This is a genomic window from Leucobacter allii (assembly GCF_022919155.1).
Lineage (GTDB): Bacteria > Actinomycetota > Actinomycetes > Actinomycetales > Microbacteriaceae > Leucobacter > Leucobacter allii.
In genome coordinates this window covers 2,939,185-2,963,205 of sequence record NZ_CP095045.1, presented here as the reverse complement: position 1 = coordinate 2,963,205, position 24,021 = coordinate 2,939,185, and the positions used below count along the sequence as shown (strand labels likewise).

At 72.6% G+C, this 24,021-nt stretch carries 21 protein-coding genes; 13 read left to right on the top strand and 8 right to left on the bottom strand.

Annotation, left to right across the window (positions count from 1 at the left end; translation table 11 throughout):
* The first annotated feature begins 34 nt into the window (after positions 1 to 34).
* The 6 genes from MUN78_RS13715 (at position 35) to MUN78_RS13690 (ending at position 6,758) form a co-directional block, all read left to right on the top strand.
* Positions 35 to 940: a branched-chain amino acid ABC transporter permease gene (locus tag MUN78_RS13715; protein ID WP_244727141.1), complete on the top strand. Its 906-nt coding sequence runs from the start codon at positions 35 to 37 to the stop codon at positions 938 to 940.
* Positions 941 to 942: 2 nt separating this feature from the next.
* Positions 943 to 2,802, top strand: a complete 1,860-nt coding sequence (locus tag MUN78_RS13710) for a branched-chain amino acid ABC transporter ATP-binding protein/permease (RefSeq protein WP_244727139.1) — start codon at positions 943 to 945, stop codon at positions 2,800 to 2,802.
* The gene (locus MUN78_RS13705; RefSeq protein ID WP_244690742.1) at positions 2,799 to 3,524 is read left to right on the top strand and encodes an ABC transporter ATP-binding protein; all 726 of its coding nucleotides are present in this window, start codon (positions 2,799 to 2,801) and stop codon (positions 3,522 to 3,524) included. Before MUN78_RS13710 ends, MUN78_RS13705 begins: the two co-directional genes overlap by 4 nt.
* Before the next feature lie 57 nt (positions 3,525 to 3,581).
* Positions 3,582 to 4,325 (top strand): FadR/GntR family transcriptional regulator, encoded by a 744-nt coding sequence (locus MUN78_RS13700; RefSeq protein ID WP_244727138.1) that lies wholly within the window; start codon positions 3,582 to 3,584, stop codon positions 4,323 to 4,325.
* On the top strand, positions 4,322 to 5,884 hold the full coding sequence (locus tag MUN78_RS13695; protein ID WP_244727136.1) for a gamma-glutamyltransferase family protein: 1,563 nt from the start codon (positions 4,322 to 4,324) through the stop codon (positions 5,882 to 5,884). Before MUN78_RS13700 ends, MUN78_RS13695 begins: the two co-directional genes overlap by 4 nt.
* A gap of 97 nt (positions 5,885 to 5,981) precedes the next feature.
* Complete coding sequence (locus MUN78_RS13690; RefSeq protein WP_244727134.1) at positions 5,982 to 6,758, top strand: sulfite exporter TauE/SafE family protein; 777 nt, start codon at positions 5,982 to 5,984, stop codon at positions 6,756 to 6,758.
* A gap of 36 nt (positions 6,759 to 6,794) precedes the next feature.
* On the opposite strand, the gene MUN78_RS13685 is transcribed toward MUN78_RS13690, so the two are convergent.
* Positions 6,795 to 7,676: a fumarylacetoacetate hydrolase family protein gene (locus MUN78_RS13685; protein ID WP_244690734.1), complete on the bottom strand. Its 882-nt coding sequence runs from the start codon at positions 7,674 to 7,676 to the stop codon at positions 6,795 to 6,797.
* Between the two features lie 110 nt (positions 7,677 to 7,786).
* On the opposite strand from MUN78_RS13685, the gene MUN78_RS13680 reads away from it, so the two are divergent.
* From MUN78_RS13680 to MUN78_RS13665, 4 genes are read left to right on the top strand one after another with little or no spacing between them, the layout of a single operon-like run.
* Entirely contained in the window at positions 7,787 to 8,521 is a 735-nt protein-coding gene (locus tag MUN78_RS13680) for a FadR/GntR family transcriptional regulator (RefSeq protein ID WP_244690732.1), read from the top strand.
* Complete coding sequence (locus tag MUN78_RS13675) at positions 8,518 to 9,744, top strand: DUF3500 domain-containing protein (RefSeq protein WP_244727133.1); 1,227 nt, start codon at positions 8,518 to 8,520, stop codon at positions 9,742 to 9,744. Before MUN78_RS13680 ends, MUN78_RS13675 begins: the two co-directional genes overlap by 4 nt.
* A 30-nt stretch (positions 9,745 to 9,774) precedes the next feature.
* Positions 9,775 to 11,082 carry an MFS transporter gene (locus MUN78_RS13670; protein ID WP_244727131.1) on the top strand — a complete coding sequence of 436 codons (1,308 nt, stop codon included), beginning with the start codon at positions 9,775 to 9,777 and terminating at the stop codon, positions 11,080 to 11,082.
* Positions 11,079 to 12,890 carry an FAD-dependent monooxygenase gene (locus tag MUN78_RS13665; protein WP_244727129.1) on the top strand — a complete coding sequence of 604 codons (1,812 nt, stop codon included), beginning with the start codon at positions 11,079 to 11,081 and terminating at the stop codon, positions 12,888 to 12,890. Before MUN78_RS13670 ends, MUN78_RS13665 begins: the two co-directional genes overlap by 4 nt.
* Positions 12,891 to 12,964: 74 nt before the next feature.
* On the opposite strand, the gene MUN78_RS13660 is transcribed toward MUN78_RS13665, so the two are convergent.
* The gene (locus MUN78_RS13660) at positions 12,965 to 13,876 is read right to left on the bottom strand and encodes a LysR family transcriptional regulator (protein WP_244727127.1); all 912 of its coding nucleotides are present in this window, start codon (positions 13,874 to 13,876) and stop codon (positions 12,965 to 12,967) included.
* 217 nt (positions 13,877 to 14,093) lie between these two features.
* Between MUN78_RS13660 and MUN78_RS13655 the strand changes: the two genes are divergently transcribed.
* Both MUN78_RS13655 and MUN78_RS13650 read left to right on the top strand, forming a co-directional pair.
* Positions 14,094 to 15,299 (top strand): CaiB/BaiF CoA transferase family protein, encoded by a 1,206-nt coding sequence (locus MUN78_RS13655; RefSeq protein WP_244727126.1) that lies wholly within the window; start codon positions 14,094 to 14,096, stop codon positions 15,297 to 15,299.
* Positions 15,296 to 16,831 carry an acetyl-CoA carboxylase carboxyltransferase subunit alpha/beta gene (locus MUN78_RS13650; protein WP_244727124.1) on the top strand — a complete coding sequence of 512 codons (1,536 nt, stop codon included), beginning with the start codon at positions 15,296 to 15,298 and terminating at the stop codon, positions 16,829 to 16,831. Before MUN78_RS13655 ends, MUN78_RS13650 begins: the two co-directional genes overlap by 4 nt.
* A 53-nt stretch (positions 16,832 to 16,884) precedes the next feature.
* Here MUN78_RS13650 and MUN78_RS13645 read toward each other — a convergent pair whose 3' ends face one another.
* The 6 genes from MUN78_RS13645 to MUN78_RS13620 all read right to left on the bottom strand — a co-directional run bounded on the left by MUN78_RS13645 (position 16,885) and on the right by MUN78_RS13620 (position 22,944).
* On the bottom strand, positions 16,885 to 17,679 hold the full coding sequence (locus tag MUN78_RS13645) for an HAD-IIA family hydrolase (protein WP_244727122.1): 795 nt from the start codon (positions 17,677 to 17,679) through the stop codon (positions 16,885 to 16,887).
* Between the two features lie 89 nt (positions 17,680 to 17,768).
* Complete coding sequence (locus MUN78_RS13640; RefSeq protein WP_244727120.1) at positions 17,769 to 18,563, bottom strand: ABC transporter ATP-binding protein; 795 nt, start codon at positions 18,561 to 18,563, stop codon at positions 17,769 to 17,771.
* The gene (locus MUN78_RS13635; protein WP_244690714.1) at positions 18,560 to 19,366 is read right to left on the bottom strand and encodes an ABC transporter ATP-binding protein; all 807 of its coding nucleotides are present in this window, start codon (positions 19,364 to 19,366) and stop codon (positions 18,560 to 18,562) included. Before MUN78_RS13635 ends, MUN78_RS13640 begins: the two co-directional genes overlap by 4 nt.
* The gene (locus tag MUN78_RS13630; RefSeq protein WP_244690713.1) at positions 19,363 to 20,247 is read right to left on the bottom strand and encodes an ABC transporter permease; all 885 of its coding nucleotides are present in this window, start codon (positions 20,245 to 20,247) and stop codon (positions 19,363 to 19,365) included. The genes MUN78_RS13635 and MUN78_RS13630 overlap by 4 nt, the downstream gene beginning before the upstream one ends.
* Complete coding sequence (locus tag MUN78_RS13625; RefSeq protein ID WP_244690711.1) at positions 20,244 to 21,329, bottom strand: ABC transporter permease; 1,086 nt, start codon at positions 21,327 to 21,329, stop codon at positions 20,244 to 20,246. Before MUN78_RS13625 ends, MUN78_RS13630 begins: the two co-directional genes overlap by 4 nt.
* Positions 21,330 to 21,348: 19 nt before the next feature.
* Entirely contained in the window at positions 21,349 to 22,944 is a 1,596-nt protein-coding gene (locus MUN78_RS13620) for an ABC transporter substrate-binding protein (RefSeq protein WP_244727118.1), read from the bottom strand.
* A 315-nt stretch (positions 22,945 to 23,259) separates the two neighbouring features.
* Between MUN78_RS13620 and MUN78_RS13615 the strand changes: the two genes are divergently transcribed.
* A complete protein-coding gene (locus tag MUN78_RS13615) occupies positions 23,260 to 24,015 on the top strand; it encodes an IclR family transcriptional regulator (RefSeq protein WP_244727116.1) in 756 nt (251 codons plus the stop codon).
* The last annotated feature ends 6 nt before the right edge of the window (positions 24,016 to 24,021 follow it).

Here is a 24,021-nt window from a genome sequence, read left to right as displayed (position 1 = left end):
CACACACCCTCCACACCCGCTACGGAGACAAGTGATGCAGGAAATCATCAACGGACTCGCGGTGGGCGGCATCTACGGCCTCCTCGCGGTGGCGTTCAGCGTCGTCTACGGCGTCCTCGGCATGGTCAACTTCGCGTTCGGCGAGATCTTCATGTTCGGCGCCTTCGGGGCGCTCGTCGCCGGGCAGACGAACAGCGTCATCGCGGGGAACAGCGTCGACGGCGCCGCTCTTCCCAGCTGGCTCGCCATCCTCATCGGCCTGCTGCTCGGATCGATCATCGGCTGGCTCATCGAGCGCATCGCCTATCGGCCGCTGAGAACCGCCCCCATACTCTCGATGCTCATCACCGCGATCGCGGTCTCGATGCTGCTCCGGGCGATCGCCACCTTCCTCTTCGGCGCCGCGCAGGTGCCGGTGCCGCGGGCCGAGCTCGGCGCGCCGGTGGAGTTCCTCGGCGCCCGCGTGCAGCGGATCGATCTCGTCGTGCTCGCCGTCGCCGTGCTGGTGACCCTGGCCTTCTGGGCGGTGATCCGCTTCACCCCGATCGGCCGCGCCATCCGCGCCACGGCCGAGGACAAGGACGCGGCGCGCCTCATGGGCATCGGCGTCGACCGGGTGATCTCGACCACCTTCGTCCTCGGCTCCGCGATGGCCGCGGTGGCCGGTCTGCTCTACTCGCAGCGCTACGGCTTCGCCGCGGCGACCATGGGCTTCATCCCCGGGCTGAAGGCGCTGGTGGCGGCCGTCCTCGGCGGCATCGGCAGCATCCCCGGCGCCTTCGTCGGGGGGCTCGTCCTGGGCGTCAGCGAGGAGCTCGCCGCCGCCTACGTCCCCCAGGGATCCGCGTACCGCGACGTCATCGCGTTCGGGATCCTCGTGATCATCCTGTGGCTGCGGCCGCAGGGCCTGCTCGGCCGACGAGAGGTGCAGAAGGTCTAGCCATGTCGAACACGCACACCACACCGATCATCGTGAGCCGGCCCGCGCTCGGGCTCACGCGCTGGATCTGGCCAGGGGTCTTCCTGGTGCTGGGCCTCATCGCCCCCTTCGTGCTGCCGGGCGACAAGTGGGTGAGGGTCGCGGCCCTCGCGCTCGTCTACGTCGCCCTCGCGTCCGGGCTCAACATCCTCGTGGGGCTCACGGGGCTGCTCGACCTCGGATTCATCGCCTTCTTCATCGTCGGGGCCTACACGGCAGCGATATTCACGGTCAGCACCTTCGGCCCGCTGCTCGCGGAGCACCCCGCGGCGCTCGCCTGGGTGCTGCCGATCAGCATCGTCGCCGCGATCCTCTTCGCCGGGGTCGCGGGCTCCATCATCGGGTACCCGACCCTCCGGGCGCGCGGCGACTACCTCGCGATCATGACGCTGGCCTTCGGCGAGATCGTCCGCATCGTCTCGATCAACTGGACGGAGTTCACCGGGGGCGCCGTGGGCATCCGCAACATCCCGCCGCTCAGCTTCTCCGGCGAGGGGGTCGTGCCGCCCACGACCACCTACTACATCATCCTCGTCGTCGTCGTGATCCTCGTCGTGGCGCTCGCCTCCCTCATCGCCTCGCCCGTCGGCCGCGCATGGGTGGCCATCCGCGAGGACGAGCTCGTGGCCTCCTCCATGGGCATCCGGACCCGGCGCTACAAGCTGCTCGCCTACGTCGTCGGCGCCTCGACGGCCGGCGTGATCGGCGTCTTCTTCGCCCACATGAACCAGTTCGTCAACCCCGACAGCTTCACGCTCGAGGACAACTTCATCGTGCTGAGCCTCGTGATCCTCGGCGGAGCGGGCACGCTCTGGGGGCCGATCACCGGAGCGGTCCTGTGGATCTTCTTCCAGGCGGTCGCCAAGGACATCCCGGTCATCGCGGCGCATCCCGAGTTCCGCACCGGCCTGCTGGCCCTCATCGTCGTGGTGCTCATGATCCTGCGCCCCGGCGGCCTGGTGTCGAAGCGGCTCGAGCTCACCCGCGCCCGCGGCGGGACCGCCGAGCCCGACGGCGCGCTCGAGACGCCTGCCGACCGCGCGCTGCCCGCCGCGGGGGCGCCCGTGCTGCGGGTCGCCGAGGTAAAGCAGGTGTTCGGCGGTCTCACGGCTCTCGAATCGGTGAGCTTCGAGCTGCGGCACGGCGAGGTGCTCGGGCTCATGGGCCCCAACGGCGCGGGCAAGTCGACCCTGCTCAACGCCATCTCGGGCGTGACGCGCGCCACCTCGGGCACGATCGAGCTCGAGGGGGAGCGCACGGAGCGCCTCGAGTCGAACGCCGTGTCGGTGCGCGGGATCGCCCGCACCTTCCAGACGGTGCGGCTGTTCTGGGACATGACCGTGCTCGAGAACCTCCTCGTCGGCGGGCACGCGAGGCTCGCGGGGTTCCTGCCGCGCTTCCTGTCGCCCGTCCCCTTCGTGCGGAGGAACGAGCGGCGGACGGTCGAGGAGGCCGAGGCGGCGCTCGCCTTCGTGGACGCGTGGGACTGCCGCGATCGCCGCGCCTCCTCGCTCGACGCCTACCAGCAGCGGAAGGTGGAGATCGCGCGGGCGCTGATGACCCGGCCCAGGGTGCTGCTGCTCGATGAGCCGGCGGCGGGGCTGAACGAGAGCGAGACGCGAGATCTCGCACGGCTCATCTCGCGGATCCGCGAGCACGGGATCGACGTGATCCTCATCGAGCACGACATGGACCTGCTCATGGGGGTGTCGGATCGGATCATCGTGCTCGACCACGGCGTGATCATCGCCGACGGGACGCCGGCGGAGATCCGCACGGATCCCGCGGTGCTCGAGGCCTACCTGGGGAGTGACGCACGATGAAGATGCTCGAAGTGCAGGGGCTCAACGTCCGCTACGGGGCGGTCAAGGCCGTCCTCGATGCGGACCTCGAGGTCGACGACGGCGAACTCGTCGTCGTGGTCGGCGCGAACGGCGCGGGGAAGAGCAGCCTGCTGCGCGCCGTGGCCGGACTGAACAAGCACCGCGGCAGGATCGGCTTCGCCGGCGCCGACATCTCCGCCCGTCGCGCCGAGCAGCGCGTGAAGCGCGGCCTGTCCCTCGTCCCCGAGGGGCGGCACATCTTCGGGCGGATGACCGTGCTGGAGAACCTCCAGGTCGCCGCCTGGGGGGCCAGGGTGGATCTCTCCGCGGAGATCGCGGGGGTGTTCGCCCGCTTCCCGAGGCTCGAGGAGCGCAAGCACCAGGTCGCGGCGACCCTCTCGGGCGGCGAGCAGCAGATGCTGGCGCTCTCCCGTGCGCTGATCCGGCACCCGAAGCTGCTCATGCTCGACGAGCCGTCGATGGGCCTGGCGCCGAAGATCGTGGCGCAGATGTTCGAGATCATCGAGGAGATCAACGCCGCGGGGACGAGCGTGCTCCTCATCGAGCAGAACGCGCGGATGGCGCTCTCGATCGCGCACCGCGGCTACCTCATGGAGACCGGGGCGCTGTCGGGCGGCGGCGACGCCCGTGCCATGCTTGAAGACGAGCGTCTGCACGAGGCCTATTTCGGCAAGGCCTCCGAGCCGGATGGAACGCCGTGAGGCGCGTCGGCGAGGCGGACGCCCGATCTGATGCGGATGGTGAGTGAGTAGGTCGTCATGGACTGGGATTCTGTGAGCAAGGGAGAGATCCTCTCCGTGCCCGATCGGCTGTCGGTCGATCTCGAGCGCCTGATCCTCGAGGGGGAGCTGGGCGCCGGGGACCGGCTGCCGCCCGAGCGCGAGCTGGCGAGCTACCTCGGCGTCTCCCGGGTCTCGATCCGCGAGGCGCTGCGCGAGCTCGAGAACCGCGGGCTCATCGACCGCAAGCCGGGACGCGGCACGATCGTGCTCCGCCCGGGGGAGCGGGCGAGCACCGCGCTCGGGGAGCTCGGGATCGTGGCAGGGCTCAAGCCGGAGCTGCGCGACATCATGGAGCTGCGCGCCATCGTCGAGCCGCCGATCGCGCGCATCACCGCGGCCCGGGCGACGGCGCGCGACCTCGCCCAGCTGCGGGAGCTCGTGGAGGCGATGGAGGTCGACGTCACCAAGGAGCGGTACGCCGAGCTCGACCGCGCCTTCCACCAGACCATCGCCCAGTACGCGCACAACCCGCTGCTGGAGCTCATCAACGAGCAGATCGCCCAGCAGATCGAGCCGAGCCGGGCCAACCGCTACCAGACGCGGGCCCGCAGGCAGGCCTCGAGCGTCGCCCATCGCCGCATCTACGAGGCGATCGCCTCGGGCGACGGGGACGCGGCGGAACGGGCGGCCCGCGAGCACGTGCTCGACATCAGCCAGCAGATCCAGGCCGCGGCGTCCCGGAGGACCCCGGCGCAGACGAAGGGGAGCGGAACCCGATGAGCCCTGCAGCACGCCCCCGCGGCGCGATCTCGACCTCGCACCACCTCGCGACCGAGGCGGGCGCCGCGGCGCTCCGCGCGGGCGGCAACGCCGTCGACGCCGCGCTCGCGGCCGCCGCGACGCTCTGCGTCGTCTACCCGAACAACGTCGCCCTCGGCGGCGATCTGGTGGCGATCGTGCGCAATCCGCGCGGCGAGATCCGCTTCCTCAACGCGACCGGGCCGGCGCCCGCGGGGCAGAGCCTGGCGGCGCTGCGCACGAAGCACGGGGACGCCCTGCCGCTGCGCGGCATCGACACGGTGACCGTTCCGGGCGGCGTCTGCGGCTGGAACTCGCTCCACGGGTACGGGGCCACCCGGCCCTGGGCCGCGCACTTCGACGATGCGATCCGCCACGCCGAGGCGGGCTTCCCGAACTCGCGCTCGGTCGCCGCCGCGCTCGTGGAGGATCGGGACTCGCTCTCCCGGGACCCGGGAGCCCGGGAGGTCTTCTACCCCGACGGGGCCCCGCTCGCGGAGGGGGCGCGGCTCGTGCAGCCGGCGCTCGCGCGCACGCTGCGGCGGCTCGCCGCGGGCGGCTCGGCCGAGTTCTACGAGGGCGAGACGGCCGAGCGCTGGATCGCGGGACTGCAGGCCCTCGGCTCGAAGATCACCCGGCAGGACGCGCTCGACTACTCGGCGAGCTGGGGCGAGGCGCTCGAGGGCGAGTTCGGCGGGGTCCGCGTGCTCACTGGGCCGCCCAACACCTCGGGCTTCATGCTGCTGCGCGCGCTCGACGCGGTCTCCGGCGCCGACGGCGGGCCCGGTATCGAGGACCCGCTCGGCGCCGGAGCCGGCGCGCTCGCCCGCGCCTTCTTCGCGAGCAACCTGGTACGGGCCGCCGCGCTCGCCGACCCGGCCGCGGGCGGCGCCACGGGCGCGGAGCTCGTCGCGATGGCCGCGCCCGACCGCCCGATCGCCGGGGACGCGAAGGCGAGCGGCGACACCGTCGGCCTGAGCGCCGTGAGCGCGGACGGCTGGGCGGTCTCCCTCATCAATTCCGTCTACTGGGGCTTCGGCGCGCACATCCTCGAACCGGCCACCGGCATCGTCTTCCAGAACCGCGGCACCTCGTTCTCGCTCGACCCCGCGTCCCCGAACGCGTTCGCGCCGGGCAAGCGACCCCGCCACACGCTCATGCCCGTGCTCGTGCTCCGAGGCGAGGAGCTCGCCTGGGTGCCGGCCACCATGGGCGGCGCGGCGCAGCCGCAGGTGCACGCCCAGCTCCTGCTGCGCTCGCTCGCCGGAGCCGACCCGCACGAGGCGACGCACGCCCCGCGCTGGATGGTGGACGAACTGCCCGGGGCATCACCCGGGGGCCGTGCGACCGTCACGGCGGAGGCCGACGTGCCCGAGGCCGTCCGCGACGCGATCGCGGCCGCGGGCTTCGCCGTCTCGGTCGTCCCGCCGCGCACCGAGGACCTCGGCCACGCGAACCTCATCCGCGTCGACGACGACGGCTACGCGGCGGCGAGCGATCCGAGATCGGACGGCTCGGCGATCGTGGTGGGGACGGGCTGAACGGTCGGGATCGGCGCTCACCGCCGATCCCGATCCCGACCCCGACCGCCGCCCGCGCAGCGCCACGGCCCCGCGCAGAGACACCGAGACGACGCCCATGAACCAGACCGCCCGCCCCTCCCTGATCATCCTCGCGCTGCTCGGCGCGGCCACCGGCCTGCTCTCCGGCCTCTTCGGCATCGGCGGCGGGGTGATCCTCGTCCCCATGCTCGTCATGATCCTCGGCTTCCAGCAGCGGCTCGCCGCGGGCACCTCGGTCGCGGCGATCCTGCCGGCCGCCGTGGTCGGCGGCATCGGCTACGCCGTGCAGGGCAACGTCGACTGGCTCGCGGCCGTGCTGCTCGCGGTCGGCATCGTGGTCGGCGCCCAGATCGGCAGCTACCTGCTCTCGCGGGTGCCCACCGGGTTCCTCCGGTGGATGTTCATGGCGTTCCTGCTCGGGATCGTCATCAGCCTCTGGTTCGTGGTGCCGCAGCGCGACGCCGCCATCGAGATCACGGTCCTCTCGGGTGCGCTCCTCGTCGTGACGGGCCTCGTGACGGGCGTGCTCTCCGGGCTGCTCGGCGTGGGCGGCGGCGTGATCGTCGTGCCCGTGCTCATGTTCTTCTTCGGAGCGAGCGATCTCGTCGCGAAGGGCACCTCGCTCATCATGCTCATCCCCGGCTCCATCTCGGGCACGATCGGCAACACCAGGCGGCGCAACGTCGATCTGCGCTCGGCGCTCGTGCTCGGCATCGCCGCGAGCATCCTGTCGCCCCTCGGGTCCGTGATCGCGACGCACATCCCGCCGTTCTGGTCGAACGTCGCCTTCTCGCTGCTGCTCGCCTTCGTGCTCGGCCAGATGGTCTGGAAGACCCTGCGCCCGAAGCGGTAGCGCGGCCGACGGGCTGGGCCCCGCCGGCCGCGCGGTTCAGCGCGTCCCCGGCCCCGTGATCGGGGTGCGCAGCGTGCCGAGGCGCTCGACCTCGACCTCGACGACGTCGCCGTCGCGGAGCAGCCACTCGGGGTCGCGCGCGTACCCGACGCCCGAGGGCGTGCCCGTGCAGAGGATGTCCCCGGCGCGCAGGGTGAGGGTCCGCGAGATGTGGGCCAGCGTCTCCGCGGCCTCGTAGATCTGCAGATCGGAGGTCGACTGCTGCACCACCTCGCCGTTCACCCGGGTCTCCAGGTGCAGGCCGTCGCGCAGATCGCCGGCCTCGTCGGCGGTGACGAGCGGCCCGATCGGGCCCGAGCGGTCCCCGTTCTTGCCGAGGATCCACTGCGAGGTGAGCTTCTGCGCGATGCGCGAGGTCAGGTCGTTGAAGGTCGAGTAGCCGAGGATCGCCGCGCGCGCCTCCTCCGTGCCCGCGTCGCGCAGCTCCGCGCCGACCCACGCCGCGATCTCCCCCTCCCAGTCGAGGCCGCGCTCGTTCGCGTTCGTCGGCGCGCTCACGCCGCCGGCCACGAGCGACGGCGTCCAGCGCGCGAAGAGGGTGGGGTAGGGGGGATGCTCGACGTCGGCGAAGGACCCCTCGGCGATGTGATCGCGGTAGTTGAGCCCGATGCAGAGCACCCGGGCCTCGGGCAGCACGGGGGGCACGACCTCGGCGCCGAGGTCTCCGCCGACCTCGATCCCGCGCCCGTCGGGCGCGGCCATCGCCGCCCGCGGATCGCTCCAGAACCGCCGCAGCGGGGCCACGAGCGTCGCCGCACCGCGGGTGGGGGTGTCGAGCTGTTCGGTGCTCGCGACCCAGGTCTCGGGCTCCGCTCCGCCTCCGGCCGCCGGGGGGAGGACGACTCCGATCAATCGCATGCGCGCATCCTGTCTCGTTCGGGATCGGCGCCCCGCTCCGGATGGGAATCGGCGACGATCGATGGGAAAGATATTTAACATACATACCTTATGCGTCTATAGTAGCTGGCATGACCTCGATGTCGAGCCTCGATCAGCTCTCCGTGACCCCGCCCCGCTCGCGCGCCGAGCAGCTCGCCGACACGCTCCTGGACCACATCCGCGCGCGCGGCCTCGGCCCGGGCGACCGGCTGGGCACCCTTGACGAGATCCGCGCCGAGGTGGGCTTCGCGCGCACGACCGTGAGCGAGGCCGTCCGACTGCTGCGCGAGCGCGGCGCGCTCGAGATCCGTCCCGGCCGCGGCGGGGGCCTCTTCATCGCCGCCGAGACGCCCGTCGTGCGCATGCGGCACACGCTGCTCACGGCGCAGGGCTCCGTCGTCTCCGTGCGCGACGCCATCGAGCTCCGGGAGGCGCTCGAGGCGCCCATCGCGCTGAGCGTCGCGGCCGTGTGCAGCGACACCGACATCGAGGTGCTGCGCGACGCCGCCGAGGCGATGGCCCGCACGGGGGCCGACTTCGAGGAGTTCATCCGCCTCAACTGGCACCTGCACGAGCTCATCGCCGGGCTCAGCCCCAACGCCATGATGAGCGCGGTGTACACGAGCTGCCTCGGCTACCTCGGCCGCAGCGCCCCGAGCTACGGCGACGACGACGCGGTCAGCGACTACATCGCCGATCGCGCGGCGGCGCACCTCGAACTGGTCGAGGCGATCGGCTCGCGCGACGCGGCGCGCATCGCCGCCGCCGTCGCCGCCCACAACCACGGCACCGCCGGCGAGGCCGACGCGACGGGGGCGCGATGAGCTTCCGGGAGCACCTCTACCCGCCCGAGCATCCGAGGATCGCCGAGCTCCGCGGGCTCGACGCCTATGCGTACGTCCCCCATGCGCGCCACGACGCGTTCACGGGGACCCTCATCGAGGGGTGGAAGCTCCTCTCCGCGGACCCGTACGTCGGGACCACCTCGGACGGCCGGCTGATCCCCGGACTCTTCCCGCTGCAGGAGCCGGAGGACGCCGACGCCGCGCCCGTCGCGGCGATGGTCGCGGCCGCCGAGCGACTGCTCGACGGGCTCGACGACGCGCAGCGCGCGCGCATCGTCTACCCCGTCGACTCGATCGAGTGGCGGCACTGGGCCAATCCCGAGTTCCTGCAGTTCGACACGGGGCTCCGGCTGGAGTTCCAGCCGGCGGCCGTGCGCGAGCGATTCCTCGCGCTCGTCGAGGCGAGCCTCAGCCCCCGCGGCGCCGCCGACGTGCGCACCATGATGCGCATCAACGGCTTCCTCGGCGAGGTCGTCGGCCTTCCCGGCATCATGAACGAGTTCTCCTACAACGCATCGATCTTCGGCACGCCGAGCCTCACGGAGCCGTGGGGCTGGCAGCTCTTCGGCCATCACTGCGCCGTGAACTGCCTCGTGGTCGGCGGCCAGCTGGTGGTCTCCCCGGTGTTCCTCGGCGCCGAGCCCAACGAGATCGACGCGGGCCCCCACGCGGGCACCGTCGCGTTCGTGGAGCGCATCGCGCTCGGCCGCCGGGTCCTCGACGCGCTGAGCGACGCGCAGCGCGCCGTCGCCATCACGGCCCCGAGCCTCACGGACCTCCCGCCCGGGCGCATCCACCCGGGCGACGAGCGCCACCTCGCGGGGGCCTTCCAGGACAACCGCGTCATCCCCTACGAGGGGGTGTGCGTCGCAGAGCTCGATCCGAGCGCCCAGGAGCGCGTCTGGGAACTAGTCGCGGACTTCGTCTCCATCCTGCCGGACGGCCCCGCACGGCTCCGCATGCGCGAGATCCGCGCGCAGCTCGCCGACACCTGGTTCTCCTGGATCGGCGGGAGCGGCCCGGACGACCCCTACTACTGCCGCGTCCAGAGCCCCGTCGTCATCGTGGAGATCGACCACCACTGCGGCGTGTTCCTCACGAACGACACCCCTCAGCCCTTCCACATCCACACCGTGATGCGCACGCCCAACGGCAACGACTACGGCCACGCGCTCGTGCGCCAGGCCCGCGCGCCGCGCTGATCGGCGCATCCCACACAGAAAGGCTCGATGATGAGCACCCTCGCCCCGCCGCGGACGCGGCCCCGTTCCACCTTCCCGATCTTCCTCCTCTGCTGGCTCGCCCTCGTGAGCGACGGCTTCGACCTCTACGTCTACGGCGCGACCCTGCCGGGCTTCCTCGGGCCCGAGAACTGGGGCGTCACGCCGCCGCAGGCCGGACTCGTCGGCTCCTTCGCCCTCGTCGGCATGCTGATCGGCTCGCTCGTCGCCGGCATGCTCTCCGACCGCATCGGCCGACGGCGCATGCTCGCGGCCTCCGTCGCGTGCTTCGCGGTGTTCATGCTCGCCTGCGCCCTCGCCCCGGACTTCGCCTGGTTCGCCGTCTTCCGCTTCCTGGCCTGCCTCGGCATCGGCGGGCTCCTCCCCGTCGCCGTCTCCATGGCGAACGAGTTCGCCTCGCCGGCGAGGAAGTCGATCGTCGTCGGCGCCGTGCTCACCGGCCCCGCCGTCGGCACGGTGATCGCCTCCTTCGCCTCGCTCACCCTGCTGCCGAGTGCCGGGGTGCGCCCGGTCTACGCGATCGGCGGCGTCTCGCTCCTCCTCATCCCCTTCCTCCTCAAGGCCCTGCCCGAGTCGCCGACGTTCCTCCGCGCGCACGGCCGGGACGCGGAGGCCGCCGAGCTCGCGGCGCGCTACGGCCTGCCCGAGACCTCCGCGACGACCCGTGCGATCTCCGTCGCCGATACCGCGTCCTCCTCGCGCCGCCGCGTCGCGGCGCTCTTCGCGCGCGGCTACGCCCTCCCGACCGTCGGCATGTGGGCCCTCTGCCTCATCAGCCTGCTCACCATCTTCGGCCTCACGACCTGGCTCCCGCAGGTGATGCGCGACAGCGGCTACGGCACCGAGGCCTCGATCGCCTTCCTCCTCTGGTACTCGCTCGGCGCCATCGTCGGCACGGTCGTGGCCTCCTTCGTCGGCCAGTCCACCTCGCCGAAGCTCGTCGTCGTCGTCGGCTTCGTCGCGGCGGCGCTCGCGCTCGGCGCGGTGGCGCTCGGACTGTCGGGCGCGGCGCTCGTCGCCGCGGTCGTCGTCGCCGGCTTCGGCGGACTCGGCACCCAGAACATGCTCAACGACCACATCGCGCAGTTCTACCCGGGAGAGGTGCGCGCCACCGGCCTCGGCTGGGCGCTGGCCGTCGGCCGCATCGGCGCCATCGCCGGCCCGACGTACGGCGCGCTGCTCATCGGCTCCGGCGGTTCGATCACGGGAGCCGCGCTCGCCTTCGGCATCCCGGCCGCGCTCGGCGCGGTGCTCGCCATCGCCCTCCCCGCACGACGAAAGGCGGCGCTCCCCGCATGACCCCGTCCACCCACCCCCAGACCGCGCGCCGGGCCCTCTCGACGCTGCCCGACCGAGCGCGCGTCCTCGTCGCCGGCGCGGGGCCCTCGGGCCTCATGCTCGCGCTGGATCTCGCCGAGCGCGGCATCCCGACGCTCGTGATCGAGCCGCGCGTCGCCGTCGACCCGTACCGGCCGCGGGCGAAGACCACGAACGCGCGCACGATGACGCTGCTGCGCCGCCTCGGGCTCGCCGACCGGCTGCGCGCCGCGGCGCCGCTGGACGCCGACTACTCGGAGGACGTCGTCTTCTGCACGGGCCTCGGCGGCCACGAGCTGCGACGCTTCCGCCACGCCTTCCAGCTCTACCGCGCAGGCTTCCCCCACGCGCCGGAGGCCGGTCAGCAGGTGCCGCAGCCCACCGTCGAACGCGTGCTGCGCGCCGCCGCTGCCGAGCATCCGCTCATCGACCTCGCGCTCGGGCTCCGCGTCACCGGCACCGAGGCGCGTGCGGAGGACGTGCTCGTCACGGTCACGGCCGAGGGCGCCGAGAGCGCCGAGGGCGCCGAGAGCGCCGAGGGTGACGGGGGCACCGAGGACGCCGGGGCGGCGCCCGAGGCCGTCGTGCGCGCCGAGTACGTCGTCGGCGCCGATGGCGGGAGCTCGGCGGTGCGCCGCTCCCTCGGCATCCGGCTCGCCGGCACCTCGGCCCCGCGCCCCAACTTCAACGTCGTCTTCCGATCCCGGGCGCTCGCCGAACGGGTGAGCGTCGACACGGCCGTGCAGTACTGGGTGGTCGGGGAGGTCTCCGGCATGATCGGCCAGCTCGATCTCGACGGCCTCTGGTGGGTCATCGCGCAGGGCGTCGACCCCGAGGAGTGCACGGATCCCGAGGGGCTCGTGCGCCGGCTCGCCGGCGTTGGCGACGACCTCGACGTCGAGGTGCTCGGCACCGATCCGTGGACCGCGCGCATGCTGCTCGCGGATTCCTACGGCGGCGGCCGGGTGTTCCTCGTGGGCGACGCGGCGCACCTGAACCCGCCCTTCGGGGGACACGGCTTCAACACCTGCGTGCTCGACGCCCTGAATCTGTCGTGGAAGATCGCGGCCGTGCTCGGCGGCTCGGCGGACGCGGCGCTGCTCGATTCCTACGAGGCCGAACGCCGGCCCGCCGCGCGGCGCATGATCGACGTCGCGGCCCACAACACGCGCCACCTCGCCTACACCTTCGTCGACCCGGCGCTCGACGCGGACGGCGCGGCCGGGGAGCGGGCCCGGGCCGCGGCGCACGAGCGGCTCGCCGTGAAGGAGGCCGAGTTCCTCGCCGAGGGGCTCGTGCTCGGCTACGCCTACCCCGGCAGCCCGATCGTCACGGACGACGGCAGGCCCGTGCCGGAGCCGGACGCGGTGACCTACCGCCCGACGGCCGCACCCGGGCATCTGCTGCCGCACCTGTGGCTCGACGACGGGCGCGCGGTCTACGACGCGCTCGGCCCCGAGTTCACGCTCGTCGCGCTCGTCGACAGGGTTCCCGGTGCCGATGCTGCCGGTGCCGGTGCCGCCGTGCTCGCCGCGGTGGATGCCGCCGTCGGGGCGACCGTGCCGCCGACGGCGCTGCAGACGCTCGAGCTGCCGGACGGCCCGGCCCGCGACCGCGCCCGCGCGCTCTGGGAGGCCGACTACGTGCTCGTCCGCCCCGATCAGCACGTCGCCTGGCGCGGCGACGATCCCGCGCAGCTCGCGGGGGCGCTGCGGCGCAGCCTGGGGCGGGGGCTCTGCGCGGGCCGCGCCGAGGCGCCCCGCGAGGCACGGGCGGAGCCGGTGCGCTGAGCCGCGGCGACCCGGTGCGCTGAGCCGCGGCCACCCGGTGCGCAGAGCCGCGGCGGCGCCCCGGGCGAGGCCGCTCACACCTCGATGTTCGCCCAGTCCGGGTGCCGGCGCTCGAGCAGCTCGACGTGGGCGAGCAGCGCCTCCGCGCGCGGGCTCGGGCGATCGGCGTGCCAGACGAGCCCGAACTCGCGCTGCGCCGCGGGCTCCGTGAGGGTCAGGGTCGCCACGCGCGGGCGGTGGACCGCGTCGGCGGGCAGGATCGCGACTCCCTGACCGGCCGCGACGTAGTTCGCGACGGTCTCCACGCTGTCGGTCTCGATGCCGATGTGGGGCGAGACCCCCGCGGCGGCGAGCAGCGAGTCGACGATCCGCCTGGTGTGGTACCCCTGGTCGAGGGTGAGCAGCCGCTCCTCGGCGATGTCGCCCACGGAGGCGGCGGAGCGCCCGGCGAGGCGGTGGCCGCGCGGCACCATGAGCACCAGCGGCTGCCTGCCCATGCGGCGCCAGGCGAAGCGATCCGGCGGGCGCGGCGCCGAGAGCACGATGTCGACATCGCCGCGGTCGAGGGCGTCGAGCGCCCCCGCCGAGGAGAGCTCGTGGTGCACCACGTGGGCCGCCGGGTGCGCCTGCAGGTACGAGGAGACCAGCTCGCCCACGACGGCGGGGCCGAGCGACCGCAGGAAGCCGATCCGCAGGGTCGCGTCCGGTTCGCCCGCGATGCGCCGGATCGCGTCGTCGAGGTCGCCGAGCGCCCGTCGCGCGGTGATCGCGAGCATCTCGCCCTCGGCGGTGAGCTCCGCGCCGCGGCCGTGCGCGCGGATCAGCGGCGCGTCCAGCCGCCGCCCCCAGCGCTGCACGGCCCGCGTCATGGTGGACTGGCTGGTCCCCGTGCGCCGCGCGGCTTCCGTGAGGCTCGACGCGTCGAGGAGCGCGGCGAGCCAGCCGAGTTCGGGGAACAGCTCCGCGGCTCGCGCTCGTTCATGCATACCTGCATGATAGCCCCCCGTCTTCGGGGAGGGTGAAGATGATCGGCGAGTGCATCTCAGAAATACCGGGCGAACGACGCCGGAGCCATCCATGCACGACTGCATGGTCCGGAGCCGTCTCGGCTGGTGACGGCGTCGCCACGCGGACACAATGAAGGCGGAACGGCGGATGCGCCGACCGGGCGCAGCGCGCTCGAGAGCACTCGGAGGTACGGCAATGGCAACAGCTCCCCTCGACGGAATCCTGGTCGTGGACCTCTCCCGCGCCCTCGCGGGCCCGCACGCCGGGCAGGTGCTCGGAGACCTGGGTGCCCGCGTGATCAAGGTCGAGGCGCCGGGCAGCGGCGACGACACCCGTTCGTGGGGCCCGCCCTTCGTCGACGGCGCCGACGGGGCCGCGTACTCGACGTACTTCCTCTCGTGCAATCGGAACAAGGAGTCGATCGCGCTCGATCTGAAGTCGGAGGACGGGCGCACCGTGCTGCGGGAGCTGCTCGGGCGGGCCGACATCCTCATCGAGAACTTCCGCACCGGGGTGATGGATCGCCTCGGCTTCGGCACGAGCGCGCTCGCCGAGCTCAACCCCCGCCTGATCCAGGTCTCCATCACGGGCTTCGGCCACGACGGGCCGGAGGGCGGCCGCGCGGGCTACGACCAGATCGTGCAGGGCGAGGCGGGGCTGATGTCGCTCACCGGCTCGGGGCCCGACGATCCGCAGCGCGTCGGCACGCCGATCGCCGATCTGCTGGGCGGCCTGCACGGCGTCATCGGCGTGCTCGCGGCGCTGCACGAGCGGGAGCGGACCGGCCGCGGCCGCGTCGTGCGCACCTCGCTGCTCGCCTCGGTCGTCGGCGTGCACGCCTTCCAGGGCACCCGCGCCACCGTCGCGGGGCAGACGCCCGAGGCGCAGGGCAACCACCACCCCTCGATCGCCCCCTACGGGCTCTTCCGCTGCCGCGACGGCGCGGTGCAGATCAGCGTCGGCAGCGAGCGCCTGTGGCAGGCCTTCTGCGCGGCATTCGCGCTCGATCCCGAGACGCCGGGGCTCGCCACGAACCCCGAGCGCGTCGAGCGCCGCGCCGAGACCATCGCCTTCGTCGAGGCCGCCTTCGCGGCGCACGACGCCGAGCCGCTCCTCGAGCTGCTGCGCGAGGCGGGCATCCCCGCGGGCAAGGTCCGCGACCTCGCCGAGGTCTACGCCTGGGACCAGGTGCACGCGCAGGGCCTCGTCGTCGACGTCGAGCACACGGCGCTCGGCAGCATCAGCCTGCCCGGACCCGCGATCCGCTTCTTCGACGTCGACGGAACCGGGGAGACGGAGCGGGCCCGCACGGAGCACGCGGCGCCCCCCGTGCTGAACGAGCACGGCGACGCGATCCGCGCCTGGCTCGCCGAGCCCGCCGACGGGGCGGCCGGCGCGTGACGGGGCGGGATCCCGCGGCGTCCGCGCGCCCGGAGCGCCTGACGGCGCACGAGCTCATCGGCCTCATCGCCGACCCCGGCAGCTACCTGTCCTGGGACGCGGCGCCCCGGGAGCCCGCGCTGGGCGAGGCCTACACCGCCGAGCTCGCCGCGGCCGAGGCGAAGGCCGGCACGGACGAGTCGATCGTGACGGGCGAGGCGCTCGTCGACGGCCGCCGCGTCGTGCTCATCGCCTGCGAGTTCCGCTTCCTCGCGGGCTCGATCGGCGCCGCCGCCGCCGAGCGCTTCGTGCTGGCCGTGGAACGGGCGACGGCCGAGCGGCTTCCCGTGCTCGCCGCCGTCTCCTCCGGGGGCACGCGGATGCAGGAGGGCACGCTCGCGTTCGTCGCGATGGTGAAGATCGCCGCGGCCGTCGCCGCGCACCAGGCGGAGGGGCTGCCCTACCTCACCTACCTCCGCCACCCGTCCACGGGCGGGGCGCTCGCCTCCTTCGGCTCGCTCGGCCAGGTCACCGTGGCCGAGCCCGGCGCGCTCGTCGGCTTCCTCGGCCCTCGCGTCTACGAGGCGATCTACGGCGAGCCCTTCCCCGCGGGCGTGCAGTCCGCCGAGAACCTCGCGAGGCACGGCATCATCGACGGCGTGCTGCCGCCGGAGGAGCTCCGCGACATGATCCGGCGCGTCCTCCGCCTCCTCGAACCCCCCACCCGGGCCGAGCTCATGGCGCGCGCCCACGAGCCGGGCACCGCGCCGGAGCACGCGCCCGGCTCCGACGACGCCTGGGACTCCATCACGCGCACCCGCGATCGCCGCAGGCCCGGGCTGCGCGAACTGCTCAGGCACGCCGCGACCGACGTCGTGCCGCTCTCCGGCACCGGTCAGGGGGAGCGCGACCCCGGTCTCGCGCTCTGCCTCGCCCGCTTCGGGGGCGTGCCGTGCGTGGTGGTCGGGCAGGATCGGCGCACCCAGCGCTCGCACGCGCCCCTCGGGCCCGGCGCGCTGCGCGCCGCCCGGCGCGCCATGCATCTCGCCGAGGAGCTGCGGCTCCCGCTCGTGACCGTCGTCGACACCCCGGGCGCCGCGCTCTCGCAGACCGCGGAGGAGGGCGGGCTCGCCTCGGAGATCGCGCACTGCCTCGCGGACCTCGCCACGCACCGGGGCGCCACGCTCTCGGTCATCCTCGGCGAGGGCACGGGCGGCGGTGCGCTCGCGATCCTCCCGGCCGACCGCACCCTCGCGGCGGAGCACGGCTGGCTCTCGCCGCTGCCCCCGGAGGGGGCCTCGGCGATCGTGCACCGGGATACGAGCCACGCCCCGGCGCTCGCGGCGCAGCAGGGCGTGGCCTCCGCGAAGCTGCTCGCGCACGGCATCGTCGACCGCGTGATCCCCGAATCCCCGGACGCCGCCGAGGAGCCGGTCGCATTCTGCGTCCGTCTCGGCGACGCCGTCGCGCAGGAGCTCGCGGCCCTCAGCATGCAGCATCCCGAGCGCCGCCGCGTCGCCAGGCATGAGCGCTACCGCCGCATCGGGCTCTAGCGAGGCGCGGGCGCGGCTGCGGGTGCGTGCCCGCGCCCGGGGCGGGCGCCCCGCTACGCGTCGAGGAGCTCCGCGACCGAGCCGAGCACCTCGTCCGGGCGGAAGGGGAAGCGCTCGATCTCGGCGCGGTCCGAGATGCCCGTCATCACGAGCACCGTGTGGAGCCCCGCCTCCATCCCGGCGACGACGTCGGTGTCCATGCGGTCGCCGATCATGCCGGTGTTGTGGGAGTGCGCGCCGATCTTGTTGAGCGCGGAGCGGAACATCATCGGGTTCGGCTTCCCCACGATGTAGGGCTCCTTGCCGGTCGCCTTCGTGATGAGGGCGTTGATCGCCCCGGTAGCCGGCAGCGGGCCCTCCGTGCTCGGCCCGGTGGCGTCGGGGTTCGTCGAGATGAAGCGGGCGCCGGCGTTGATGAGCCGGATGGCCTTCGTGATCGCGTCGAAGGAGTAGTGCCTGGTCTCGCCGACGACCACGAAGTCGGGGTCGGACTCCGTCATGACGTAGCCCGCGTCGTGCAGAGCGGTGAGGATCCCGGCCTCGCCGAGCACGAAGGCGGAGCCGCCGGGCTGCTGCTGGGCGAGGAACGCGGCCGTCGCGAGTGCGCTCGTCCAGATCCGGTCCTCGGGCACGTCGATGCCGGAGGCGGCGAGGCGCGCGCTGAGATCCCGCGCCGTGAAGATCGAGTTGTTCGTGAGCACGAGGTAGGGCGTCTCGGTCTCGCGCCAGTGCTGCAGCAGCTCGGCGGCGCCCGGGATCGCCTGGTTCTCGTGCACCAGCACGCCGTCCATGTCGGTGAGCCAGCATTCGATCTCGTCGCGCCTCGTGCGGTCCGCGGTCTCGTTCATGGCTCCAGCGTAGCCGCGCCGGATGAACCGCCGGTTTCGGCGGTGCGCCGTCTCCGAGCCCGCGCGGCGGCGGGCCCGGAGACGGCGGCTCAGGCCTCGCGGCCGACCAGGTCGGGCACGGCGCTCAGCAGCTCGAGCGTGTAGGGATCGCTCGGGCGGGTCCACACCCGCTCGGTCGGCCCCTGCTCGACGAAGCGGCCCGAGCGCATGACCGCGGTGCGGTCGGCGATCGTCGCCACGACCGCGAGGTCGTGCGAGATGAGCACCATGCCGATCTGCAGCTCGTCGACGAGGGTGCGCAGCAGCTGGCCGACGTACTTCTGCGAGGAGGCGTCGAGCGCGGAGATCGGCTCGTCCGCGACGATGACGCGCGGGTTCGCGATGAGCGCCTTGGCGATCGCGATGCGCTGCCGCTGGCCGCCGGAGAGGGCGTGGGGGTAGCGCTCGCGAAGCTCGGGATCGAGGCCCACGCGCTCGAGCACCTCGATCACGGCCGCCTCGCGCGCGGTCGCCGAGCGGGCGCCGCGGTGCGCGGCGTCCCACACCTCGGCCAGCTGCTTGGCGACCCGGCGCCGCGGGTTGAGCGACGCGTACGGGTCCTGGAAGACCATCTGCAGGGGGATGAGGTGCGCGGGGCGGCGCCGGATCGGCAGCGGGGTGACGGGCTCGCCGAGGAACTCGATCGACCCGCCGCTCAGGCGGTTGATGCCCACGAGGGCGCGCGCGAGGGAGGACTTGCCGCAGCCGCTCTCGCCGACGATGCCGACGATCTCGCCCGGGCGGACCTCGAGATCGACGCCGCGCACCGCGAGGAACTTCCCCTTGCCCTTGATGCGGTAGCTGACGTGCGCGTCCTGGACGGCGATCAGCGGTGCCTCGCTCATGACTGGACCTCCTTCGGGAGCGGCCACGGCACCTGCGGCACCGCGTCGAGCAGCACCCGCGTGTACGGATGCTGCGGGGAGCGGAACACCGACTCCGCCTCGCCGGCCTCGACGATCTCGCCGGTGCGGAAGACGTTCAGACGGTCCGCGATGGAGCTCAGCATCGCCAGGTCGTGCGTCACGAAGATGATCCCCATGCCGCTCTCGCGGCGGAGCTCGTCCAGCAGCGCGATGATGCCGGTGCGGATGTTCGCGTCGAGCGCGGTGGTCGGCTCGTCGGCGATGAGCAGCTTCGGGTCGCAGGCCAGCGCGATGGCGATTGACACGCGCTGCTTCATGCCGCCCGAGAGCTGATGCGGGTACTGCCCGAGCAGCCGGTCGGGCTCGCGCAGGTGGACGCGCTCCAGGAGCTCGCGGGCCTTGGCCTGCGCCGCCGCCCTGCCGAGCCCGAGATGCAGGCGCACGTGATCGGTGAGCTGCTCGCCGAGCTTGAGCATGGGATGCAGGCTCGACGAGGGATCCTGGAGGACCATCGCGATGTCGGCGCCGCGAGTGCGCTGCCACTGCTTCTCGGTCTGGGCGAGGAGCTCGCGGCCGTCGAAGACGATCGAGCCCGAGGCGCGCAGGCCGTGCGGCAGGAGGCCGAGCAGGCTGAGGCCCGTGAGGGTCTTGCCCGATCCGCTCTCTCCGACGACGCCCACGACCTCGCCGCGCTCGACGGTGAAGGAGGCCTCGCGCACCAGCGGCTCCCCGGCGCCGCTCGCCCGCGAGATGGTCAGGCGGTCCACGTTCAGCAGCGTCATGATGCGCCCCCGCTCTCCTTGAGCTTCGGTTCGAGATTGTCGCGGATCGCGTCGCCGATGATGTTGAAGGCGAGCACGACCGAGACGATCGCGATGCCGGGGGCGACGGCGAGCCACCACTGGTCGAAGTACTGTACGGCGCCCGAGATCATCGAGCCCCACTCGGGGGCGGGCGGCACGGCGCCGAGGCCGAGGAACGACAGGCCGGCGAGGAGCAGGATCGCCGATCCCACGTCGAGCATCGCGAGCACGAGCACCGAGCCGCTCACCGCAGGCAGCAGGTCGACGACGATGGAGCGGAACGGGCCGACGCCCGAGAGCCGGTTGGAGAGCACGAACTCGGACTCGCGGAGCGCGAGCACGATGGATCGGACGGCGCGCGCGTAGGACGGCCACCAGCTGATGGCCGCGGCGATGACCGCGTTCTGCACGCTCGGGCCGAGCGCGGCGGCGATCGCCATGGCGAGGATGATGCCGGGGAAGGCGAAGACGAGGTCGGCGACGCGCATGAGCACCTCGTCGATCCAGCCGCCGAAGAAGCCGGCGATGAGCCCGATCGCCGTGCCGACGACCGCGGCCGCCAGCACGATGAGCAGGCCGTTGGGCACGGAGGTGCGCGCGGCGGCAAGGGTGCGGCTGAGGTTGTCCCTGCCGAGCGCGTCCGTGCCGAGCAGATGCGCCGCGTCGGGCGGCGCGAGCGCCGGCCCCACGGTCGCGAGCGGGTCGTACGGGGTGAGGGCCGGGATCAGGATGACCAGCAGCCACGCGAGCAGCACCGCGTAGGAGGCGAGGACCATGGGGGTGCGCGCCCAGCGGGGGATGCGGAGGCGCTGCGTCCTCCGGGGCGGGTCGACGAGCGAGAGTACGTCTGTGCGGCTCATTGGAGTCGGATCCTCGGGTCGAATGCAGAGGAGAGGAGGTCGGCGATGAAGTTCACGGCGAGGAAGATGACCGCGATCACGACGGAGATGCCGGTGATCGCCGTGACGTCGAGGTTCGTCGCCGAACGGTAGGCGTACTGCCCGATGCCGCCCCAGGAGAAGATCTGCTCGACGTACACGGTCGCGGCGAGCAGGAAGCCGAAGGAGAGCGCCGTCACGGTGATGATGGGGCTCGAGGCGCTGCGCACCGCGTAGCGGATCAGCACGCGCGAGCCGGGGAGGCCCTTGGCGTGCGCGGCCTTCACCGCGTCGGTGTTCAGTCCGTCGATGACGGCGCTGCGCGTGAAGCGGAGCACCATGCCGAGGTTCGACAGCGCGAGCACGGCGGCCGGCAGCACCAGGTGGCTGAGGGCGGAGCCGAAGGCGGCGCCGTTCCCCGCGAGCAGGCTGTCGACGGTCATGAAGCCGGTGACGGTCGGCGGCGGCGTGATCGTGGCCGAGAGCCGGCCGCTGCCCGGCAGCCAGTCCAGCTGCCGGAAGAAGATCGTGGAGCCGACGAGGGCGATCCAGTAGGTCGGCAGGCTGACGCCGATCAGCGAGACGATGCGCGCGAGGTGGTCGGGCCAGCGGTTCCGCATGTACGCCGCGATCGTGCCGAAGAGCACGCCGAGGATCACGGTGAGCAGGGTCGCCGTGATGACGAGCTCGAGGGTCGCGGGGGCGTACTTCGCGAGGTCGGCCGCGATGGGCTGGCCGGTCTGCTGCGAGATGCCGAGGTCGCCCTGGAAGAGGCCGCCCAGATAGCGGAGGTACTGCTCCCAGATGGGCTGGTCGAGGCCGAACTTCTCGCGGAAGGCGGCGACCGCCTCCGGGTTCGCGAGCGCCTGCTGGCTGAGGTTCGCGGTCTCGGGGCGCAGCGGCACCAGCACGCCGAGCCCGAAGGAGACGACGGTGATGCCGAAGAGGGTGATGAGCGAGGTGCCCAGACGGCGGAGGACGAAGCGGAGGTAGCCGCTGCCGCCGCCCTTCTCCGGGGCGGACGGACGTGCGTCCGCCCCGGATTCAGCGAGTGTCTGTGTCACGATGGTGCGTCCGGACGCGTCAGCGGATCTGCGAGAGGTTGATCGTCGCGAGCGGATCGTGGCTGATCTGCTCGACGCCGGAGGAGGCGACCAGGTAGAAGGACGGCTCGAGCAGCGGGACGAACGGGGACTGCTCGTTCATGAGGCGGTTCCACTCGGTGAAGGCCTCGGCCCCGGCGTCGCCGCCGGTCGTGCGGGCGGTCTCGGCGAGGGCCGCGATCTCGGGGGCCGCCTCGGCGCTCCAGTGGACGCGCTCGCCGAGCAGGTCACCGGCGGAGAACACGAGCACGTCGGTCGGCGCTGCGGTGTCCGGCGGCCAGGACCACATGGCCATCTGGGTGCTGCCGTCCACGTAGTTCTGCAGCGAGGTCGACGTCGGGGTGGGGTTCAGGGCGACCTTCAGCCCGATCGCCTCGAGCTGGGACTGGATGCCCTGCGCGAGCGTGTTGTAGTCGATGCCCGCGAGTCGCGTGTAGTCGTTCGCGAAGTCGAAGGTGACCTCGGTGCCGGCCTTGCCCGCGTCCTCGAGCAGCTTCTTGGCGGCTTCGGGGTCCGACTTCGGCGCCTCGTCCTCGGGCAGGGCGCCGATGAGCTTCGTCGGGATGATGCCCGTGGCCGGCACGGCCCCCGCGCCGACGATCGTGCGCAGCGCCTCGTAGTCGAGGCCGAGCTTGACGGCCTCGAGGATGTCGGGGTCGGAGGTCGGGGCGCCGTCGGCCTGCGAGAGCGCCAGGTAGAGCACCTCGGGGGAGGAGGTCGACTGGACCTGCAGCGCGTCGGAGGCCATGCCCTCGGCGATGCGACCGGGGATGTCGAGCGCGATCTGGCTCTCGCCGCCCTCGATGTTCGCCTTCTGCTGCTGGGCGTTGTTCACGTTGCGGATCACGATCCGGTCGTACGCGGGGGCCTCGCCCCAGTAGTCCTCGTTCTTCACGAGCACGATCTGCGAGTTCGTGTCGTAGGCCTCGAGCACGTAGGGGCCGCTGCCCGCGCCGTTCGCCGGCTCGGTGAAGAAGGTCCCCGCGGTGTCCGCGTCGATCGCGTCCTCGGCGTCGGTGCCGCCCGCGGCGCGCACGGTCTCGTCGTCGACGATCGAGAGGGGCGTGGCGGTGAGCGTGTGGGCGAAGTACGGCATCGGCGACTCGGTCGTGAACGTCACGGTGCGCTCATCGGCGGCCGCGACGGTGACGCCGTCCATCCGGTACGCGGGGCTCGACTGGAGGTGCTTCAGCCGGTTCAGCGAGAAGACGACGTCGTCGGCCGTGACGGGGTTGCCGTTCGCGAACGTCGCGTCCTCGCGGAGCACGACGGTGAACTGGGTGGAGTCGTCGTTCGCCTCGATGGACTCGGCGAGGAGCGGCTGCGGCTCGGGATCGTCGCCGATGTAGGTGAACAGCGTCTGGTAGACCCCGGTCGCGGTGATGGCGTCGGTGACCTGGAAGATCGTCGCCGGGTCGATCGATTGCGCGGTGAATGCCTGGTCGATCACGAGCGTCCCGGTGCTCTCGGCCGGGGCCTCGCTGCCCCCGCCTCCCGCGCAGCCGGTGAGCGCGAGTGCGCCGACCAGGAGTGCGGAGGAGATTCCCGTGGCTCGCCGAAGCGTCTTCGGTGCCATGTCGCAGATCCTTTCGAAGAGTCGATGTCTCGAGCTGCCACAGGACCGGGGGAGGGCTTGCGTGACCTCACTGTCGGAACTAGTGTCAACTATATCGTGACAACTGCATCGTATTTGAGAAGCAGTGAGAGCGATATTACCGGTGCTGCGCCGTTCGTCAAGTCGCGAAGCTCGATTCGTTATCGAAGCTCTCTCGGATGAGCGGGCAGGCGCGTCGGTGAAATCCGGAGTTGACGAATCTGAAATCGATGGCTAGTTTCGTGTCACACAATGCGGAACCTTGTCATTGAATAGGTGACATGCATGGGAGAGAACATGACCGAGAGCGCTTCGACCGGCGGCACCGCGCCGCTCACCTCGAGCCTCAAGATGCTGCGGCTGCTCGAGGAGATCGCGAAGACGAGCGGGCCGTTCGGCGTCTCCGAGATCGCGCGCCGCGTCGGCGGCTCGCGCTCGATGGTGCACCGGCAGCTGGTGACGCTCGTCGCAGCCGGCTGGCTGGCCACCGACGCCCAGGGCGCCTACACGCTCACCTTCTCACCGGTCCGCCTCGGCCAGGCCGCGCTGCGCCACGCGAGCGTCGACCAGCGGATCACCGCGGTGCTCACCCGCATCGCCGACGAGCTCGGCGAGGGGACCTCCCTCGGCACCATCGACGGCGACGCCGTGCTCATCGTCGGCCGCGGCCTGCCGCAGCGCAACGTCCACGTCTCGCTCGCCCACGGCCAGCGCTTCAGCCTCGAGGGCAGCGCTCTCGGCTCCGTGCTCGCAGGCTACCTCGATGCGCCGGAGCGCCGCCGCATGCGCGCCGCCGGCATCGAACTGCCGAGCGAGACGGCGTGCGCCAAGGTGCGCGACGAGGGCTACGCCATGCTCATCGACGACGAGTTCGACCCCATCGAGGTCGTCGCCGTCCCCGTCGGCCGCACCCCCGGCCGCGTACGCTTCGCCCTCTCGGCCCACTGGCCGCAGGGGCGGGCGAAGCCCGATCACGTGCTGTCGACGCTCGAGGCCGGCGCGCGCGCGATCGAGGACCTCACGGAGCAGAGCGCCGGCCTGCTGCTCAGCTGAGCCCCA